Consider the following 18,599-nt stretch of genomic DNA (forward strand, 5'->3'; position numbering starts at 1 on the left):
AGAAAGAAAATATCTTCAAGGGGCGAAATCACCTGAAACCCCTACCTGTCAAAGATTAAGGAAAGCTTCGTTTTGCCTAAAACTTGTTGTTTAAGTCCCGCTCGATAAAAAAGCAATCGCCACTTTCCGAGTACAGCGATCGCCATCAATATGAAGAGAACCCTTACCCTTACACCTCTTCTTTCAACCCATCTTCCAGTAACATCCGCACAATATCCACTTTCTTGCGCCCTGTCTTTGCTGCTAACATCGACAGTTTACGGTGCAGAGTTTCAGACATATCAACGGTAAACCTGACAGTGGCTTCTTTATCGGGTGCTTGCAGTTTGCTCATTAAACTAGGCTCCTTTGATTGAATGGGTACGGGGTGTGGTGCTAATGCTTCCGACTTCGGTGGTGTTGCGGTGGGCAATGCACCTTCTGGTAGTGGTGGTGTGGGTGGTATTATCGCTCTTAGTGATGCTGTGAGTGTTGTTTCTAAAGATACAACGTGGGGTGGTGCTTGCACAACTGTTTTTATGTGTGTTAGCTTATTACTTAGAAGGGAGTATGTGTCAACGATTACCGTGCTTCGTCGTTGGTCGAGGATGAGGAGCGGTTGAATGCTTCTGATTCGGGGTGGGTGGTTGTTCCGGTTAAATCATCCACTCCCGCAAAAGGGAAAGCTTCAACAAAATGTACTTCTGAGGGTTTTCCAGTTTTAAGTTTTCGGACGTTAATAACAAATTTATCGACAATCGCTAAAAATCAAGTCTAGCCTAAAGTGCGTCTGGTTTCAGTTAGTTTCGATAAGCTGACAATGCCAGCTCCTTTGCAACGTAGAGAGCTTTGGATTTACTCTTATGTTTCCCTAATATTGTAGTCATCTATTGGGTGGGGGTGTTAGTCCTACTGTTGGACAGATAGGGGTTTTGGTTGGATGCTTAAAACCACAGGGGGAAGTTCCGATAAAAAAGTTGAGGCTATCTCAACAAAAGCGACCGCTTGGCAAAAAGTTTCGCCATGTGCATCACACTCGGAAGCACAGCGCTCTCGCTTTCCCCAAAGCTACCCTTGAACCACGAAACTATACTTACATTTTGCACGCGTAGAATACTACTACTACATGGCATCTGCCCTACTGGACAACAAAAGTTATAACCCAAAGTTAATTTCTGGCTTCTCTGACTGGGGCGAAACTTCCTAATTGGTGCATTGTCTTATTTAGAGGCATCCAGCACATCATGACTTTTCCATTCAAAGCACGTTTAAAGAGCCAACAGAACTCACCAAAAATGGTGATGCCGTTAATTAACCAACATTGGTTGGTGCGGATCGTCCTGCGCTCCATTTCCTACTTCCGCCAAGACTTATGGCTCATCGTCACGCTCTTGCTTTTAATCGGGGTATCGGTGCTTTTCAACCTTCTCAACGCCTGGCCCATAGCAATTCTAGTCGATACGGTTTTATCACCAACTCCTCCATCCAACTGGATTCATACGCTGTTTCTTGCTCCGTTCGGTGAAAGCACGCTGAACCGAATTTTCGGAATGGCGTTCGTGGCGATGATTATCAGGATCCTTAGCGATACCGTCTTCATGCTTCGCAGGATGTTGAACTACCGTATCCAGTACAACGGAACTTTGCGCGTTCGCACCGAACTCTACGACAAAATGCAGGCCCTGAGTCTCGGTTGGCACGGCGAGCGCTCCCAGGGTGATGCAATCTATCGGTTGAGCTACGACAGTCTCGGCCCCTGGGGGGTAATCGATACGCTCATCGGCTCCACTGCCGCATCGGTGACGCTGACGGCGATGATCTGGATCATGCTGTCGCGCCATGTCCTTCTCACCGTGTTTGCCCTTTCGTTCACTCCGCTTTTAATACTGGCGAATTGGTACTTCGAGGGAAGGATTAGGAGTCGAGCCCTTGAGTCGAAGCAGACCGATGCGGTGATGACCTCAACCATGCAGCAAGCTATAGAGTCGATCAGGCTAATCCAGTCCTTCGGTCGAGAAGCAACGGAGTCGCGGCGCTTCAAGCAGGCGGTCGAACGCAGCGTCAAGGCCTCCATGCGGCTCAATTGGCAAGAAAACCTCTATCCGCTGGCGGTTCAGGTAGTCTTTGCTTTGGGAAGCGGGGTAATCTTAGGCTACGGCGGATACCTAGTTTATCGCGACCAGTTCTTGCGTCCGGTACCCGGCGGCGTGACCATCGGCGATTTGCTCGTATTCATGGCGTACCTCAATCAGTTCTGGGACCCGATAGGTTGGGTGTTGGGTTTCACGACCAAGATCCAGACGTTTGTAGCTTCATGCGATCGCGTGTTTACAGTCATTGACGAGCCGCCCGCCATAAAAGATGAGCCTGACGCGCGATCGCTTCCCCTCTATCCCCGCACACTAGCATTTGCCAACGTAAGTTTCGAGTACAACTTGGGGCAACCCGTCTTGCGGAACATCAATGCTAGTATCGAGCCCGGTCAGATGGTGGCGTTTCTGGGTCCTAGCGGAACGGGAAAGAGTACGCTACTCAATCTTTTGCCGCGCTTCTATGACCCGACCGTAGGCAGCGTCCTTCTCGACGGCTTCGACCTCCGCACCCTTAAGATTGCCGATGTTCGCAACCACATGGCGCTCGTCTCGCAAGGCAGCCCACTTTTCCCCGGAACGATCTCCGAGAATATCGCCTACGGTCGCCCGGATGCTCTACTCTGTGATATTCGGGAAGCGGCGGCTGAATCTGGGGCAGCCGAGTTCATCGAAACCTTGCCCCAGCAGTACGATACTTTAATCACTGAGGGCGGTCAAAACCTATCGGGCGGACAGCGACAGCGCCTTGCTATTGCGCGAGCGATCGTCACTAAGGCTCCCATACTCATCCTCGACGAACCCACGAATGCGCTGGACTTGAAGCACGAGCAGTGGGTACTAGAGACTCTGCAACGTCTACGCCGCAACAGAACTATCATCTTGGTGACGCACCGCCTCGAAACTGCCGTAGACTGCGATCTGATTTTTGTGATGCAGTCGGGCGAGATTAAGGAGTCTGGTACTCACGCCGAACTTCTTACCAAACAGGGACTCTACTACCGAATGTTGGGCTACAAGCCAGTCAGGTGAATAGGGACTAGCTTCTGGGTTCATGTGCTTCCAGCGGTGATTCAGGTGGCGACTAGGAAACAAGTATGGATGATCGGGATGAGCGTAAGTCTCTAGCAGCAGTTTCAAATCTTGAATTATTGGGATGGTGCGGGTGCCGAGCTTGCCGCTGGTGTAGCCCTTGCGGATGATCATTTCTGAGCGGATGACACCCGCCGGGGTGAAAACATCGATGACTTTCAAGCTGCACGCTTCCGCTACTCGACAGGCGGAGTAAAGGCAAATTCCGAAGATGGCGCGATGGCGAGGAGTCTGTAAACCTTCGTTGAACAAAAGTTCGATTTCCTCTTGCGTAAGGAATGAAAATTTAATAACTTTAGCGTCTGCTAAATAGTCGGAACTGCACGATAATTCCATTTTGGTAGATATTCATCAAAAATAATTTTCATTGTTTCTTTAAATCCCTTAGCTACTTTTCGACCAGTTTCATAAATTTTATCGCTCACATTTACTACTACAGAAAGCCCGGTTTTAGTATGAGTTTTTGCCATGAGTTTTTTCACTAACTCAAGAGAAGTAAAAATTACTCCTTGACAGGCTCTGGTTACGTGAGGAAACAAACGATGTTCAATCGGATTATACTTCGATGTATAGGCAGGGCTATTTCATTCTAAATAGTTTTTTGAGTGTGTTAAGCGTGAAGCCAGCGAGACGTTGCGCCTGAGCCATATTTTGAAATCCATGCTCGCGATACGTGTTCAAGGCAAAGTTACGGGCAACCGCCCAAATCTGCACGAGTGGCGTGGTGCGAATGCGTCCGGCATCCTCGCCTTGGGTGACATCGCGAACATGATGGACTTTGTTTTCTACGCCCCAATAGCCGCGAACTCGGTCTGCTAGTGGTTGGACGGATTCCAGCAAGGAGGTGACGTAAAGCGCGAGTTTCGGTCGAGATTTCAATGATGGTGGAGCGATGCACTTGACGCTCGGATTCGACTCGAATCAACGTTTTTAATCCGGGGAAATCCGGAATTCCGGTCAAATCACGGCTGATGCCGAGCGTCGGTTTTTCAATCCGACCATGTCCTTTTTGCAGTTGAAATATCGTCTCTTGGGCTTGAAAGTTGGCTTGGACCTCCGTCAATAATCCCGATTGATTCCCTTTGAGCGCCCCTAAGTAGTCATTTGGGCTCTCAATAATCGTCTCGACTGTTTTTTTGGGTGCTAATCGCATCAAAGGCAAAGACGACTCCTGTGAGTGCCATCTGTTTGATCAAGGCCGGGAGTGCCGTAATTTCATTGGTTTTGGAGGAAACCTCATACGGCTCAAGAATCAACCCCCGCTCCACAATGTAGGCTGTCACCAGCATAATGGCGGGATGAGACTCGACGTTCGGGTCATCGCTGGGGCACTCATAGGAGCCACGAAGGACTTTGCCATCCATGGCAATCGTTTCGCCGCTTTGGGGCTCAATCCCGAAGAATTTCGCCAAGCAGGCGCTGTAGGTCTGATAGTCCAATTGGAGTAAGATCCGACGCAGGGTGCTGTAGGAAGGGATACGCCCTAAGGGCGTATGAAATAACTCCACGAGTTCCTTTTGATGGGCTTTCAACCAATCGCCAATCGCCAGAAATCCTCGATTAACAGCCGTCACCGCCAGGGTGAACAAGGCTAAACAGAGGGCTTGATGATGACGTTGTCCGGCCGTGCGACGAGGATCTGGCAAGTCTGCGAACGCTTCAACAATGGCAATTTGAGACATAGACTTGGGCGGGTATCAGTAAGTGTCCTACTACCATACCAGCACGTCAAATAGAATGAAATAGCCCTGGATGTATAGGGAGGATAGTGTGCGATCCTAATTTCTATTCCTAGCTCGTCCACTAATTTTTGTAAATCCGATTTAAAGATATGATGATTGGAATTATTACTGCCACCGCCAGATCATTTTATTAAATTTGAATTGGCTTGAGGGTAGATAAATTTTCCGTAATTGAGCCACCAGAATTTTATCGATTTACAAGCAAATTCACTCGTGTCTTTACTGATTCCCAGGTTTAAATATCCTCGGTTATGTTGCAGATCATAAATTCCATGAGGTACTACTTTTCCGTCAGCCAAACTCCAAAAATCATGGAAAAATAGAGTAATAGCTTCCGTAGTATAGCAAGTCTATTTGAGTCATGAATGTAGAACCACCTGAAACGCTTGCGATCCTTGAATCGATTGTTTACAAATCAAATGGTTTTGCTATATATAGACTTCCTGCTCGATATAGATTTCCAATAAATTCCTTCTTTTTTGTGTCCATACTAACAATCGGATTTCCCTGTAACTCATACTCTGCCGTAATTCGGACCAAATTTTCAAATTGTTCATTACGATTCTTGGTTACTCCGGTTGTTTGTTTTTTTTGAGCTTGACGTTTCACATATCCATGTTTTTTTAACAGTTTTTTAACAACTGTTGTACTGACTATTGTTTCCTGAGCCTTCAGACCTGCAACTATTTGTTGCTGGGTAAGATTTGTCCATTTAATTTTTTCCGACATTGGCTCTCCGGCTGTGTGGTTTTTTAAGACTTCTAAAAAACGCTCATTTAAATCAGGTATCTCAGACTCCCTAGTTTTTCTTCCTCCTCCACGTCGGCGAATCCTCTGTTGATTACAAGTAGTGTCTGATTCACTTTTTAACTCCTTAATTCCCTTGGCTATTGTATTCCTGTCTACTCCCAAAACTCGGGCTATGTAAATAATTCCACCACGACCCTGTTTTACGGCTTCTATCGCTGCATATTTTGGTAGTGCCCTGAAGGAAAGGATGGAGTAAACTTAAGCTACTATTAGAGAGAAGTGTTTGCCATTGGTGATAGGACAGTAGAAATTAATTCTTGCCCCAATTGTGGCTCCGAAGAAGTTAGTCGTAACGGTCAGACTCGGCATGGTAAACAAAACTACAAATGTCGAGAATGTGGTCGTCAATTTGTTCTAAATCCCGCGTGGAAAGCTATTACGAAAGAACAACAGGAGTTAATGGAGCGGATGCTACTGGAACGTATTTCTCAAGCCGGAATTGCTCGGGTATTACAAGTGTCAGAAGATACAGTGCAGCGGTATGTAAATGCCCGAGCTTTTGTTGTTAAGAAGCAAGTGGAGGTGAGTTCCAAGCCAAAAAAGCGCCTGAATGTTCAGATGGATGAGTTATGGTCGTTTGTTGACAATAAAGGCAATCAGCAGTGGGTCTGGCTTGCATTGGATGCCCAGACTAGTACAGCTCGGCTTAAATACACAGACTATACTTGTGGTAGAATAACATAGTTAGTTTACACCAGTTTCGGTAGGCGCTCGAGGAGTCAGATATGGCCTTATTAATGCCTAAAATATTAAAGTTAAGCGATGGATCGCGTCATCAACTTAACCAGTTGCTCAAGAGACACAACACGCCACAACAGATCGTGCTACGAGCCAAAATCATTCTGATGGCATCGGATGGTCAAAACCATCGTGAAATAGCCCGAAGTTTAGAGATTAATCGACAGATGGCTCGCTTATGGCGAAAGCGATGGTTGGAGAGCGAGGGAAAAGACTTATCGATTTTGCAAAGATTGCAAGATCGAGAGCGTGTTGGCGCACCAGTAAAATTTACCATGGAACAAGTAACTGAGTTATTTGCACTTGCCTGTTCCTCACCGTCCGATTATGGACGACCAATAAGTCAGTGGACGGCTAGAGAGCTAGCGGAGGAAATCATGAAACAAGGCATTATTGAAAGTATATCAGTCCGCCATGTTGGCAGATTATTAGAAGAAGCAGAACTTAAACCACACGCCTCGCGCTACTGGTTAACCCCCCCCCTGTAGATGAAGAATTTGATGCAAAAGTTAAAGATATTACAGGCTTATATCTGACGGCGATTGAACGCAGTCAAAATGGAGAACATACTATATCGGTTGATGAGATGACAGGGATTCAAGCTATTGAACGTCTCGAAAAAGACTTGCCAATGCGACCCGGGAAAGTTGCAATTCGAGAGTTTGAATATATTCGTCATGGTACGCAGACCTTGATAGCGAATTTCAATATTGCTACGGGTAAGATAATCGAGCCAACTTGCGGAGATTCGAGAACAGAATCGGATTTTTTACTGAATATTCGTCACCTTATTGAAACTGACCCTACTGCCAAAAAAAGGCATCTAATTATGGATTGTCTGAATACTCACCAATCTGAATCATTGGTGCGTTTGGTCGCCGAAAAAGAAGGCTTAGATATCGACCTCGGTATTAAGGGAAAAAGTGGCATACTTCAATCCATGAAATCCCGTGCTGTTTTTTTAAGTGACCCAACACATCAAATTGTTTTCCATTACACACCCAAACATTCTTCGTGGCTTAATCAAATAGAGATTTGGTTCAGTATTTTGGTGCGTAAATTACTAAAAAGAGCAAGTTTCACCAGTCAGTACGATCTGAAAAATCGCATCCTCAATTTTATTAACTACTTTAATCAAACAATGGCCAAACCTTTTAAGTGGACATATAAGGGTAAAGTCTTGGCTGTTTAATAGTCTGTGTATTTACGCCGAGCTGTACTAGGGAAATTGTTGGTGTACATATTGGAGATCGTAGCGCAGTATCAGCTCTTGCCTTATGGAATTCCATGCCACCTGTTTACCGTCAATGTGCTGTAATTTATACTGACCATTGGAGTGCTTATGATTCTGTATTGCCCAGTAAACGTCATTATAGTGTAGACAAAGATAGTGGTTGTACCAGCTATATCGAGCGATTTAACTGCACCATTCGACAACGAGTATCAAGGGTTGGTGAGAAAGAGCTTATCCTTCTCTAAAAAATTGGAAAATCATATTGCTGCAATTTGGAGTTTTGTACATCATTATAATGCGACTTTACAACTCTAGATACCTACTTTTTTTTGAATTCGGTTTTGTTTTATCATCTTGATCCTTTCCTTCAGGGCACTACCCATATTTTCTTTGATCTTTTTCAGATAAAGACTGATGATGTTTTCGCATTAAATCAGTAATTTCGTCTGAGTAACACATAAATTAAGTTAGTAAGAAATGATTTAAATCAAAAAATCATGGGCGACATAAGAAGAACCAAGTAGGTATAATATTTGACATCTCTACCGAAACATAAACCTATTCATATTCACTCAGTTATTTATTATACATCGCTAATGTTATTAAATTTTCATTCCAGTGGAACGAAAAAAATGTGCCTCAAATTTTAAGACTCAGATGTGCATATTTAAATAATGAGATTAAAATGGGTAGGTATGCTTAGTTAAAAAGCGGGATGCTCCCTTTCTAATTGCCCACTAACTCCCATAGTGGTCGAAAAGTTGTAGCACGTACGAACTCCCAATACCCATCCTAAACTCCCTGGCTGAAAGTAATTTACCGTCGTCGCTCGCCCCATCTTATTTTTTTACCAACAAAGTTTGTAGTTCATCAAGTTCTCCCACTGGGGGAGTTGTGTCTGCTTCGTAAGCATCAGGGAGCAATTCTCCTACTTTCTTGACCCAATTTATAATGCTGACGTGATGTACTCCTTTAATCCTCTCAATGGCTAAAAAACCAGGCCATTTACATACATTCAGAGACATTTACGTTTAATTTATTGTGCATAATCACGCGATTGATAGCAGTCTATAAATTGCCTGCCAGAGTCCTGGGGGGGTGACAAAGAGGTCTACGAGATAGACTGTATAAGGGTTGCAGCCCGCATACCTTGTTGGTAAAAGCGGCGTTTAGAAGGAGTTAACTTCATTAACTGTTCTACCTCGTCAGAATATTGTTCGAGATAATTCACCCACTTTTCTCCATCTAAACCTACACCAAATGTACTCCGTCTTCGATATCTTTTTTTAGGTTCTTTGCGGCGAGATACATATTTTTGCACCTGCTTTTTCCTTATTTCATTGCCTTGAAATATTCCCGAACTGTAGGCGAGCGTCATGAGCAAAATCATCTTAATAAGTCGGTCTCCTTTTAAGCTAGTTCCTTCAAGATCGTAGCCTCCCGTTTTACAGTCTCGGAACATTTCTTCAATACCCATCCGTTGCTTGTAAGCATCTATAGCTGCCGGCAATGACCCTAAATCTGTGAGTATAAACCACGCTTCATCAACCTTCCATCCCCCGTAGTTCCTTTTCCACTTACAAGCAATATCAAATCCGGTTAGAGGCCCGTGTTTTCCTCACTCTTTTACCTTGAAAATACAAAGAGGTTCCTGGTCTTATTCCTAATTCATCTAACCGTTGCCAAACTAAATGTTCCGTTTCGATACAATGATTCTTTTTCAGTCTTAAACAAAAAGATACACCCTTTTCCCTTAGCCAGTTTCCCAAATCAACAGAACAAAATTCACGGTCTCCTAAAACGATGACTTTATATTCTGAAAATAATGGTAAAACTTGCTGTAAATTGGTAGTCTGTGACTCGAAGCTACTGTTGCCCAAATTGGGCAACAGTGACCAGTATAATGGAATTGCTCTTCGCTCCCAGATCAGCGTCACCATAAAGAGATTAATGCACCCCCATTGACTGCGGTCGATTGCGATTGATAAACGACTACCCACACGGCAATAAGTCATCAACCAATAAGTAATTAATGGGAACCAAATTAGTGAGATAGTTAAGTGAGGCAAATCGAGAAACCTTTGTAGTTTTCTCCGCCGACTTTCTGTTGTAATTGGATAGGGAAATACCCGGGAGAGCCGTTCTAATCTCACTTGTTTTTCTGATTGTATCAAGGGTAGCAAGATTTCAATCAGTTTCAATTGAGCTGAACTTAGTTGTTTTTTTAAATGAATGAGGTAGAATGTTGGTATCATTATTTTTTTTGATAGGCAAGCGTGTAACAATTCTGCTGCCTATCTTTTTTTACCACAAGTTGGCTCAATCCTTACTAACTATGGGTTTCAGGCGGGTTGTCACCCCCCCAGGCCAGAGTCAACACTTATATAATTCTGTTTACCTCTTTTATGCCCATTTTTATTGACATGACTTGACTTACATTCAGGACATTCCATTGATTCTGATTAAATCTTCATTATTCTCTGGCTCTTTCACTCGATAGTTCAACCATACCTCAGTTCAGCAACGCCATAAATTGAACCTGATGGAAGGGACAATGCGCTAGGGGTGACAACAAGCCTGAAGCCCTAATGGAATAAAAATTTAGTCCACTTACTGAAGCCTTAGAAGCTTTGAGAACCGCTATATCTTATAAATTTGTGCGCTGGCTACAACAAAATATGGACGCTCAAGCTGCATATAAAGCCAGTTTTGGTTTTGTTTGGGCTTGAAAGTTGTTTAAGTCCCGCTAATTTTTGGGGAGCGCTAAAGTCAGTCATTTGCTGTACAAAATCAGGTGTGTTCTGTACACAATCAGTGAGAATACAGACATTTGCAGGGACTGCCCTCTACCTGTTTTTATCCGAAAATATCCGGGAAACGCCTGCAATTTCATGTCCCTTTACTGCTTTTTTGTGCCGAGAGTGTACTTGTCTGTTGAGGCTGGTTATGGCTGTTCTGTCTCGGTAGCAAGCAATGGTTTTGTGATCGCAAACCGTGACTAATGCGTGCAGACGAAAAATATCCACTCCCCATGAATATTGAGCATACTGCTTACCCGCAGTTCAAACCTTATTGATATAGAATAAGGAACGACGGCGATGATCGCTACTGAAGCCCAAATACATCAATAAGAGCGGTAAGGTATGGGACAGGCACTGCGAACTATTTTTTTGTTGCAATATATTAGCGCTCGCTCTTTACGCCTAAGTAAGTCGGCGCTTTAAAACGCAACTATGTAAACGATGTAAAGTCTCCAAATGCTCTCTACTGGCTGACTTAAGCCTATTTACATACGGTTACATTATTCGGTTTAATCCCGCCTATTTACTTAGAGATTACTACCTGGACTAATAGGGTGGAGAATTATAACCGCCATTAATAGCTAGGAGTCGAGCGACTGCTGTAAACCAAGTCAGGGAATAAATCTTTAGCCGACTGTCAAGCTTTATCAGACAACAACAGTTTAGCCCATTGCAAAGCGCGAGTCCGACAACAGCAATTTACGCGAGTGCCAAGGCTGGTATAACGGCTACTGTGTTACCAATTTTCTCATACTCCTTAAATTTGATTTTTTATTCAATTTAGATAACGGCTACTGTGTTGCCAATTTTCTCATACTCTTAAATTTGATTTTTTATTCAACTTACCATACTCTAACTTGACTATTAAGTCAATTCACTTGTTGTTAAAAAGGCTAAAAAATAGCTAAATTTTGTGGGGCGTTAAAATCAGGGATTTGCAGTATAAAGTCAAACGGAAAGCAGTATAAAATCAGTGAGATTACAGGCATTTGCAGGGGCTGCACTTTACCTGTATTTACCCGAAAATATCCTGCAAATGCCTGAATTTTTCGGTCAAATTGCTGCTTTTTTGTGTCGAGCGTGCATTTGGCTATTGAGGTCGGTTATGGCTGTTCTCTCTCGGTAGCAAGCAATGTTTTTGTGATCACAAACCTGACTTTTACGTGCAGAAACAAAAACGATGCACCCTTATGAATGGGGAATCCTAGGTGTCAAGGCGATCGCGCTCTTGCTGGCTATCGGACGAACGATTCCCTCGCCATCATCGACATCAGCCGGTTGCTTCGCTTGCAAACAGGAGGGCAAGGCGCGATCGCGTCGGGCATCCGCCGCTAATGCCGAACTGCACCAACTGGCTTGCGTCGTACCTGGCGACGCTTTATCGTATCCAAGGCAAACCTGTACACTCGCTCTTTGAGTCGATATTGAAGCCAAGAGCGAGTGTACAGCGGGCGTCAAAATCCAAACAGCGAGCGAGTCAAACTTTCTCTTCAAGGCTTCACAGAGTGTGCGTGAGCTAACTTCAATTTCTAACTGTTCTCATTGCAGTCTTGCAAAAACCCTAAATTGGTAAAAAGTGCTCAAATTCGACTTTTGTACGTCTATTTGACATGGCTTGCTATGCGACTAGCACACTAACTAGGAGGATTTAAGAGGTGTTGGAGTACAAAAACTCAATTAAAAAGCAGCGAAACTTAATTTAAGTTAATTAAGATTTATGAAATTTAGAGGAAATATTAGGAATTTTTAGGGAGAGGTAGGAGATATTAGGGAATATTAGGAAATATTAGGAAACAGAAGGGTTAAAATATAAAGCTTTTTGTGGCTTTCAGTAACAATCGTGAGCTGTTCTTTCTCACAAAAAGTTGCACCTTCTGTGTGGAGGATGCAACTCATGCTTTTTGTTAGCAGGTGCTATTTCTTAGAAGAACCTGACCTTTGTCGTAATATCAGTGGGGTTAGTACCTGAACCAGCGAGGCAACAGAGCGGATTAAGATAGCGATCGCTCCTTTGAATATTCTGGTACCCCAAAAAATTACTGAGACATCTCGCTTTTTTTGTACAAAAGTGCGTTAGCACTGCATTCAATCAAACTCGGCTCCCTGTACTGCAACTCTTGCTAAAAAAATGCTACCACCTTCGTCCGATAGGTTGATATGCAATAGCTAAATGGCTATCACAAGGCGGCAATCTTTTAGGCAACTTTAACAGTCTATTCGATTAGTTCGGCTTGCTTGATCAAGAAAGTACAGCATAATTGCTACCAGTTAGTCGCTTGCTTTTTCTACAATTGCGACTATTGGGGAATGCAGAGGCAAGCTGTTTAGTTGTTAAATAAATCTTAAGCGTACCGGGACAGGAAAACACCTCAAAATTAACTTTTTGGGACCGCTCGACGATGAGTTTTTCTGAGTTATTGCTGTGGTTTTTGAGTTTTTATGAGTAAAATTGTGTAAGCTCAGCTTGAATTGTTAACCCAATTTTGGGCGGTATTAGCAACAAAAAACTCAAATTTATGCAAATTTATGCAAGCTGGGAAGAACTGGAAAAAAGCAGGGAAAGATGGTAGCAATAGCAATGTTGGGCGATATATTTATATCGGTAAAGAAAAGTTGTGGCTAAGTTTTCTGAAACTTATAGTGCTCACGCTCCTACCTACAACGGTTTCAAGCAACCGGGGCGATCGCTGTATTCGCTACATGGCTCACACCCTTCAACTTAAGCCTTGCGGTAAATTAAAGTCGCCACACCTTAATTATTCGCTATTCGCGAATCTAGAATAAAGGAAACAATGCGCTCGCTCATCCGCTATGCTAAAACCCCAAGATATCCTTGCAATACTCAAAGTCCACAGTTGGGATTCAACGAACTGGACGTACAGTTCTCTCGCTCAAAGCTTGGGCATGAGCGCATCAGAGGTTCATGCTGCCCTCGAGCGTTCTGAAGCTGCCGGTCTGTATTATGGCTCCGAGCGGAAAATTTTGAAGCAAGCGGTGTTGGAATTCTTGGTTCACGGGTTGCGCTATGTATTCTACGCCCAACCAGGCCCCCTCTCGCGGGGATTGCCAACTGCACATTCTGCTGAGCCATTGAAAAGCAAGCTGGTTGCCTCACCATCTGAGGTTTACGTCTGGCCTGACCCTCAAGGTGCCGTGAGAGGGCAGGCAATCGCGCCTCTGTACCGTTCAGTCCCCCAAGCTGCCAGTAACGATCCAAAACTCTACGCCTTGCTCAGCTTGATTGACGCTATTCGAGTTGGTCGGGTGCGGGAGCAACGTTTAGCCGCTAGCGAACTTGAAAAAAGGATCGTCGCTCTATGAATCAGCAGATATTCATGCTGGAAACAGTCGCCCGGGTACTCTCTCAAGTACGCACTACCATCGTCTTCACAGGAGGAGCAACGATATTCCTGTATCTAGACGAAGTGGCGGCTCCTGATATTCGACCTACCGATGATGTTGATTGTGTTGTCGAAATCACGTCCAGAGCTGAATATTACAATTTCTCGAACTTGTTGCGAACCCTTGGGCTTCAAGAGAGTACAGAATCAGGCGCACCGCTGTGTCGCTGGCAGTATGAGGGCATTTCAATTGATGTCATGCCGTGCGACTCCTCTGTATTAGGGTTTTCCAATCGCTGGTACAGGCCGGGCATTGCTAACTCTATTCGCTACCAACTTCCAAGTGGTAGGCAAATCCTAATTTTTTCAACGCCTTATCTCCTCGCTTCCAAAATAGAAGCTTTCATTGGTAGAGGTGGGGGTAACTTTTATTTTAGTTCTGATATTGAAGACATTGTGGCATTGCTGGACGGGCGTTCTAGTTTGTTCGAGGAAGTGCAGCAAGCTGACGAAGAAGTGAAAGCATTTTTATCAGAATGGTTTCGAGCCGAGCTGGAAAATCTGTGCTCCATCGCGCCTGCTTTCCTCTCGTCCGCTGCTAAAAATTCAGGTCGCACTCGCTTGCTATTGGAAAGAATTGAAAGGCTCGCGATGGTAGTTTAGTAGTTGACTGTTAGCAATAGACGGCAGCGGACACTCGATCGAGGTAAGCCTTACACTCGCAAACAGCCCGGCTCGGAACGCAAAAACCAGATAGTCCAGCCTCAACTTTATTGCTGGCATAACGGCTGCTATGCTACAAAATCGCTTCATAAATTTTAACTGCCTGCCAATTTTCTCGCACTTGCTCAACTTGATTTTTAATTCAACTTAGGTATCGTAACTTGACTATTAAATCAATCCACTTGTTGTTAAAAACGGTAAAAAATTAGCTAATTGTTGCGTCAGCTAAAGTCAGGCATTTGCAGTATAAAGTCAGGCAAGTGCAGTATAAAATCAGGGAGATTACAGGTATTTGCAGGAACTGCACTTTACCTGTATTTACCTGAAAATATCCTGCTTTCCGTCTGACTTTTTCGGTCAAATTGCTGCTTTTTTGTGTCGAGCGTACATTTCCCTGTTGAGGCTGGTTATGGCTGTTCTCTCTCGGTAGCAAGCAATGGTTTTGTCCGTACAAAGCTTTATTTATTACTTTTAAATAAAAACAATGCACCCTTATGAATGGGGAATCCTAGGTGTCATGGCGATCGCGCTCTTGCTGGCTATCGGACGAACGATTTCCTCGCGATCATCGACATCAGCCGGCTGCTTCGCTTGCAAACGGGAGTTGCGGGAGGAATTGGCCGCCTAAATCAGCGACTGGTGGCCGCCTATCAACTTCCTGAAATTACACCCTCTAAACGCGAGAAGCGGCTGCTGCGAGCGAGCAAGTCAAAGAATTCGTTGAAGGCGTGATTCTGAGTCTCAGTACCGAATCAATAATCAGGTGGAATCCACCAGGGGGGTGTTGACGGGGTGACAAGCAGATTGAAAGCAAAGGTGCGTCAAGGTTTTGAGTTGAGTGACCAAGCGAAAAGATACGCTTGCTGTAATTCAATCCAGATGCAACAACTTGACTATTAATTCAATCCAGATGCAGCAACTTGACTATTAATTCAATTTAGATGCAGCAACTTGACTATTAATTCAATTCAGATGCAGCAACTTGACTATTAATTCAATCCAGTCTTTGTTAAAAACGCTAAAAAATTAGCTAATTGTTGCGTCAGCTAAAGTCAGGGGTTTGCAGTATAAAGTCAGGGGTTTGCAGTATAAAGTCAGGCGGAAAGCAGGTATTTGCAGGGGCTGCACTTTACCTGTATTTACCGGAAAATATCCTGCTTTCCGCCTGACTTTTTCGGTCAAATTACTGCTTTTTTGTGCTGTTCGTGCCTTTGCTTGTTGAGGCTGGTTATGGCTGTTCTCAATCGGTAGCAAGCAATGTTTTTGCGATCGCAAACCGTGACTAATTAGTGCTGGCAAAAAATAATGCTCCCTTATGAATGGGGAATCCTAGGTGTCAAGGCGCTTGATTTTTACCCGATATTCGACTGTGCCGATTGCTCACATTGCTCCTGCTGTTGTGGCGGCTTTTGTGGCAGCACAGGCATCAATTGCCACAACTTTCCCATCGCACTTGGGTAGCGATCGATCGCATTGTTCGCTCTCTTGTTAACCAGCCCTCGCTCTCTTGTTAACCAGCCATCGCTGTCAGACGTTTAATCGTCCTTCCAGTGCGCTCGCCTCACTCGCTATAATTTATACAAACAAATTAAATAAACTGAGAGTTGCGTAGGGGTCAGTCTCTACTTTGATAAACCCTCTAATAGCCCTCTCCAATTGGAGGGGATAAAATCACCTGATTAGCGGTTTTTAATTACAGTTGTTAACTTGTATCTTGGCAAGAGGTTTTTACTGATTAAAAACTATGAAAACTTTACCCTCCGTCAAACCTAGAGAGCTGCTATCCAACCATATTCACATTCGCCTCACTGACTCAGACTACAATCAAATTAAAGCAAGAGCAGAGCAAGTCAATTTGAGCATGAGCGACTTCATGCGCCGTGCCGCATTGAAGAGAGCAATGCCACGCCCTCTAGCTGCATTTGACTTGAAAGCCTATCAAGTGTTATGCAAGATTGATGCCCACTTTAGAATTGCCGGAAACAACCTCAATCAACTTACTAAAGCTTGCAATAGTGCTGTGGCATTGGGAGAACCCGTGGTTGTCAATACAGGGCTCTTAGAAAGCGTACAGCAACTCATTCGAGAAAACGGAGGTACAATTAAAGCAATAGTTGCAAACCTCGCCAAATCTACAGTACGCTAACTATTAACCAGCCTGGGCTTTACCGCCTGAGCAATCAATGCAGTAAACTGACGGCTTTTCGGTTATGATTGGCAAACAAATCAAAGGTACAGGCTTTCGGGGCTGTCTAAACTACGTGCTGGGCAAAAAAGACGCCACTCTAATTGGCGGTACTATGTGCGGACAAACTCCTGAAGAACTCGCTGCTGAATTTGCCATCGCCCGACAACTAAGACCTAACCTGAAAGTAGCAGTTTTTCACGCCACTTTATCTGTCGCAAGCACGGAGAGACTAGAAGATTCTGAAGAAAATGACCAACGCTGGCTGGCTATCGCAGCCAACTACATGAAAGCGATGGAATTTGACAACAACCAGTACGCAGTTGTCAAGCACAGCGATACAGAACACGACCACATCCACATCGTCGCCAGTCGCATTTGCCTAGATGGAGGCGTTGTTGACGATAGCTGGGACTATTACAAAAGCCAAGAAACTATTCGCCAGCTCGAACGGAACTACAGCCTGGAAACTGTTGCACCCAGTTGGGAAACAGACAAGCGAGCTCAGACTACAGGAGAACACAGGCAATTAAAAAGCAAGGGAAACAAGAGCGTCAGGGTGCAATTGCAAGACCTAATTGATGAAGTTACCCAAGACAACCCAAGTATGCCAGAATTCGTTGAGCGGTTGCAGCAACAAGCCGTAGAGGTGCAAGTCACACTAACTGGAATCGGCTTGAGTAAAGGCATTTCTTACAATTTAGATGGAGTCGCTTTAAGTGGCACTCAGTTGGGTAAAGCCTACACTTTTTTTGGATTGCAGAAGCATCGAGGCGTTAGCTATGACAAAGGGCGAGATAATGCGCTAATTGAGGCTTTAATGCAGCCACAACACTTAGCTCTCGCCCCCAGCGAGGCAGAGGAAAATGAGCTAGAGTCGTCACAATCCGAGTTAGTAGCAACTCTATCTGCAACAGCAAATAAATTAGAGTTGTCACAATCTGAGCTAGAAACAACTGCACCTGGAACTCCTGGAACAGCAAATGAGTTAGAGCTGTCACAATTTGAGCTAGCAGCAACTGCACCTGCAACTCCTGCAACAGCAAATGAGTTAGAATTACAATTATCAATCCTGCCGGAACCTGATGAAAATCAGTGGGCCAGAGTGCGATCGCATCTAGCAGTCGAGTACAGTTTACCTTTAGAATTGCTTGAAAAATTGCACTCTCATTCTTGGCTGTATGCCAACTCAGAAAAGGCTGTCTTTACAGGACGGACGCTTGAGGGGGAAGCCAGGTTCGCTTTTGTTCTAGATGAATTGGGCAACTTTATTACAACCCATCCCCTATCATCTGAAGCTGCTTTCTGGGTAGCCACTACTGGAGAAATCGAGCTAGCTGTGATTGCTTGTAACCCAATAGAAGCCCTTTCAATTTTGCTTATTGAACAGGAAAACTCTGCAACTGCACCTGCGACAATTTACCTAGGAATTGAACGAGCTTCACAACTGCCTATACAATTCTTACAAGAACTCGATAGCGTTATTATAGCGATTGCAGAAGATTCTATGCTCGCTCGAAATGCGCTCGCGCTACTACCGGATGCAGAACTTGTCAATCCACAGTCAAGTTGGAATGATATCTGGATACAATTAATTGAGCAAGAAGAGCAAAATATTCAACCAAATAACCAACCTTATAAACAGCGCATCCAAGACATCGAACTGGATTAGTTATTGCCACTTAAAAAATTGACTTTTATTAAATAAAAGCGCTAGCTAACAAATTTCATGGTTGCGACATAAATTACTGGGTAGTTCGGCCATATCAGGGTTTGGATAACGGTGGGTCAACCGTTTTATCCCCCCAATTATCCTTACCAGGCAGGACTACCACTTACTGATATTCCTGCTCCTAAATTTTAC

Annotated in this window: 21 protein-coding genes and 4 pseudogenes; 12 read left to right on the plus strand and 13 right to left on the minus strand. The window is 44.2% G+C overall.

The features are described from left to right. Positions 1-169: 169 nt before the first annotated feature. On the minus strand, positions 170-508 hold the full coding sequence (locus tag QUB63_RS17660) for a hypothetical protein (RefSeq protein ID WP_332946571.1): 339 nt from the start codon (positions 506-508) through the stop codon (positions 170-172). Positions 509-1,223: 715 nt separating this feature from the next. Here QUB63_RS17660 and QUB63_RS17665 point away from each other — a divergent pair. After that, on the plus strand, positions 1,224-3,101 hold the full coding sequence (locus QUB63_RS17665) for an ABC transporter ATP-binding protein (RefSeq protein ID WP_332946572.1): 1,878 nt from the start codon (positions 1,224-1,226) through the stop codon (positions 3,099-3,101). A gap of 45 nt (positions 3,102-3,146) precedes the next feature. Here QUB63_RS17665 and QUB63_RS17670 read toward each other — a convergent pair. The 7 genes and pseudogenes from QUB63_RS17670 to QUB63_RS17700 all read right to left on the minus strand — a co-directional run. After that, positions 3,147-3,497: pseudogene (locus QUB63_RS17670) on the minus strand (tyrosine-type recombinase/integrase); the annotation flags it as partial. Beyond that, positions 3,467-3,727, minus strand: a pseudogene (locus QUB63_RS17675) (ISAzo13-like element transposase-related protein); the annotation flags it as partial. The pseudogenes QUB63_RS17670 and QUB63_RS17675, both read right to left, overlap by 31 nt. A gap of 13 nt (positions 3,728-3,740) precedes the next feature. Next, entirely contained in the window at positions 3,741-4,040 is a 300-nt protein-coding gene (locus QUB63_RS17680) for a hypothetical protein (RefSeq protein WP_332946573.1), read from the minus strand. Between the two features lie 233 nt (positions 4,041-4,273). Next, complete coding sequence (locus QUB63_RS17685) at positions 4,274-4,843, minus strand: ISAs1 family transposase (RefSeq protein ID WP_332946574.1); 570 nt, start codon at positions 4,841-4,843, stop codon at positions 4,274-4,276. Further along, a complete protein-coding gene (locus tag QUB63_RS17690; RefSeq protein ID WP_332946697.1) occupies positions 4,753-4,992 on the minus strand; it encodes an ISAzo13-like element transposase-related protein in 240 nt (79 codons plus the stop codon). Before QUB63_RS17690 ends, QUB63_RS17685 begins: the two co-directional genes overlap by 91 nt. 33 nt (positions 4,993-5,025) lie before the next feature. Further along, positions 5,026-5,202, minus strand: coding sequence for an ISAzo13-like element transposase-related protein (locus tag QUB63_RS17695; RefSeq protein WP_332946575.1), 177 nt, complete (start codon positions 5,200-5,202; stop codon positions 5,026-5,028). A 109-nt stretch (positions 5,203-5,311) separates the two neighbouring features. Then, entirely contained in the window at positions 5,312-5,815 is a 504-nt protein-coding gene (locus QUB63_RS17700) for an ISAzo13-like element transposase-related protein (protein ID WP_332946576.1), read from the minus strand. A gap of 117 nt (positions 5,816-5,932) precedes the next feature. Between QUB63_RS17700 and QUB63_RS17705 the strand changes: the two genes are divergently transcribed. From QUB63_RS17705 to QUB63_RS17720, 4 genes and pseudogenes are all read left to right on the plus strand, one after another. Next, entirely contained in the window at positions 5,933-6,397 is a 465-nt protein-coding gene (locus tag QUB63_RS17705; RefSeq protein ID WP_332946577.1) for an IS1 family transposase, read from the plus strand. A gap of 41 nt (positions 6,398-6,438) precedes the next feature. Further along, positions 6,439-6,939 carry a helix-turn-helix domain-containing protein gene (locus tag QUB63_RS17710; RefSeq protein ID WP_332946578.1) on the plus strand — a complete coding sequence of 167 codons (501 nt, stop codon included), beginning with the start codon at positions 6,439-6,441 and terminating at the stop codon, positions 6,937-6,939. An 83-nt stretch (positions 6,940-7,022) separates the two neighbouring features. Continuing rightward, on the plus strand, positions 7,023-7,643 hold the full coding sequence (locus QUB63_RS17715; protein ID WP_332946698.1) for a transposase: 621 nt from the start codon (positions 7,023-7,025) through the stop codon (positions 7,641-7,643). Positions 7,644-7,684: 41 nt separating this feature from the next. Beyond that, a pseudogene (locus QUB63_RS17720) lies at positions 7,685-8,000 on the plus strand (IS1 family transposase); the annotation flags it as partial. Between the two features lie 524 nt (positions 8,001-8,524). On the opposite strand, the gene QUB63_RS17725 reads toward QUB63_RS17720, so the two are convergent. The 4 genes and pseudogenes from QUB63_RS17725 to QUB63_RS17740 form a co-directional block, all read right to left on the minus strand. Next, positions 8,525-8,710 (minus strand): hypothetical protein, encoded by a 186-nt coding sequence (locus QUB63_RS17725; protein WP_332946579.1) that lies wholly within the window; start codon positions 8,708-8,710, stop codon positions 8,525-8,527. A gap of 86 nt (positions 8,711-8,796) precedes the next feature. Beyond that, positions 8,797-9,195, minus strand: a complete 399-nt coding sequence (locus tag QUB63_RS17730) for a hypothetical protein (protein WP_332946580.1) — start codon at positions 9,193-9,195, stop codon at positions 8,797-8,799. Between the two features lie 79 nt (positions 9,196-9,274). After that, positions 9,275-9,940 carry a transposase gene (locus QUB63_RS17735; protein ID WP_332946581.1) on the minus strand — a complete coding sequence of 222 codons (666 nt, stop codon included), beginning with the start codon at positions 9,938-9,940 and terminating at the stop codon, positions 9,275-9,277. Between the two features lie 111 nt (positions 9,941-10,051). Further along, positions 10,052-10,138, minus strand: a pseudogene (locus QUB63_RS17740) (transposase-like zinc-binding domain-containing protein); the annotation flags it as partial. 1,542 nt (positions 10,139-11,680) lie between these two features. On the opposite strand from QUB63_RS17740, the gene QUB63_RS17745 reads away from it, so the two are divergent. The 4 genes from QUB63_RS17745 (at position 11,681) to QUB63_RS17760 (ending at position 15,282) form a co-directional block, all read left to right on the plus strand. After that, a complete protein-coding gene (locus QUB63_RS17745) occupies positions 11,681-11,821 on the plus strand; it encodes a hypothetical protein (RefSeq protein ID WP_332946582.1) in 141 nt (46 codons plus the stop codon). A 1,569-nt stretch (positions 11,822-13,390) separates the two neighbouring features. Beyond that, positions 13,391-13,807 (plus strand): hypothetical protein, encoded by a 417-nt coding sequence (locus QUB63_RS17750; protein ID WP_332946583.1) that lies wholly within the window; start codon positions 13,391-13,393, stop codon positions 13,805-13,807. Further along, a complete protein-coding gene (locus QUB63_RS17755) occupies positions 13,804-14,490 on the plus strand; it encodes a hypothetical protein (protein WP_332946584.1) in 687 nt (228 codons plus the stop codon). Before QUB63_RS17750 ends, QUB63_RS17755 begins: the two co-directional genes overlap by 4 nt. Before the next feature lie 558 nt (positions 14,491-15,048). Further along, entirely contained in the window at positions 15,049-15,282 is a 234-nt protein-coding gene (locus QUB63_RS17760; RefSeq protein WP_332946585.1) for a hypothetical protein, read from the plus strand. Positions 15,283-15,576: 294 nt separating this feature from the next. Here the strand turns inward: QUB63_RS17760 and QUB63_RS17765 are convergent, their stop codons facing one another. Next, positions 15,577-15,849: a hypothetical protein gene (locus QUB63_RS17765; protein WP_332946586.1), complete on the minus strand. Its 273-nt coding sequence runs from the start codon at positions 15,847-15,849 to the stop codon at positions 15,577-15,579. A 34-nt stretch (positions 15,850-15,883) separates the two neighbouring features. Here QUB63_RS17765 and QUB63_RS17770 point away from each other — a divergent pair, with 34 nt between their 5' ends. The 3 genes from QUB63_RS17770 (at position 15,884) to QUB63_RS17780 (ending at position 18,407) form a co-directional block, all read left to right on the plus strand. Then, positions 15,884-16,042: a hypothetical protein gene (locus QUB63_RS17770; protein ID WP_332946587.1), complete on the plus strand. Its 159-nt coding sequence runs from the start codon at positions 15,884-15,886 to the stop codon at positions 16,040-16,042. Positions 16,043-16,294: 252 nt separating this feature from the next. Beyond that, complete coding sequence (locus tag QUB63_RS17775; RefSeq protein WP_332946588.1) at positions 16,295-16,696, plus strand: plasmid mobilization protein; 402 nt, start codon at positions 16,295-16,297, stop codon at positions 16,694-16,696. 64 nt (positions 16,697-16,760) lie between these two features. Further along, complete coding sequence (locus QUB63_RS17780; protein WP_332946589.1) at positions 16,761-18,407, plus strand: relaxase/mobilization nuclease domain-containing protein; 1,647 nt, start codon at positions 16,761-16,763, stop codon at positions 18,405-18,407. Positions 18,408-18,599 lie beyond the last annotated feature (192 nt).

The organism is Microcoleus sp. ARI1-B5, from assembly GCF_036705795.1.
Classification (GTDB): Bacteria; Cyanobacteriota; Cyanobacteriia; order Cyanobacteriales; family Microcoleaceae; genus Microcoleus.

Bases quoted from the DNA above. Each gene is read 5' to 3' on its own strand.
- QUB63_RS17665 (WP_332946572.1), top strand. From the start codon at position 1,224: ATGACTTTTCCATTCAAAGCACGTTTAAAGAGCCAACAGAACTCACCA.
- QUB63_RS17685 (WP_332946574.1), bottom strand. From the start codon at position 4,843: ATGTCTCAAATTGCCATTGTTGAAGCGTTCGCAGACTTGCCAGATCCT.
- QUB63_RS17710 (WP_332946578.1), top strand. From the start codon at position 6,439: ATGGCCTTATTAATGCCTAAAATATTAAAGTTAAGCGATGGATCGCGT.
- QUB63_RS17725 (WP_332946579.1), bottom strand. From the start codon at position 8,710: ATGTCTCTGAATGTATGTAAATGGCCTGGTTTTTTAGCCATTGAGAGG.
- QUB63_RS17735 (WP_332946581.1), bottom strand. From the start codon at position 9,940: ATGATACCAACATTCTACCTCATTCATTTAAAAAAACAACTAAGTTCA.
- QUB63_RS17745 (WP_332946582.1), top strand. From the start codon at position 11,681: ATGGGGAATCCTAGGTGTCAAGGCGATCGCGCTCTTGCTGGCTATCGG.
- QUB63_RS17750 (WP_332946583.1), top strand. From the start codon at position 13,391: ATGAGCGCATCAGAGGTTCATGCTGCCCTCGAGCGTTCTGAAGCTGCC.
- QUB63_RS17755 (WP_332946584.1), top strand. From the start codon at position 13,804: ATGAATCAGCAGATATTCATGCTGGAAACAGTCGCCCGGGTACTCTCT.
- QUB63_RS17760 (WP_332946585.1), top strand. From the start codon at position 15,049: ATGGGGAATCCTAGGTGTCATGGCGATCGCGCTCTTGCTGGCTATCGG.
- QUB63_RS17775 (WP_332946588.1), top strand. From the start codon at position 16,295: ATGAAAACTTTACCCTCCGTCAAACCTAGAGAGCTGCTATCCAACCAT.
- QUB63_RS17780 (WP_332946589.1), top strand. From the start codon at position 16,761: ATGATTGGCAAACAAATCAAAGGTACAGGCTTTCGGGGCTGTCTAAAC.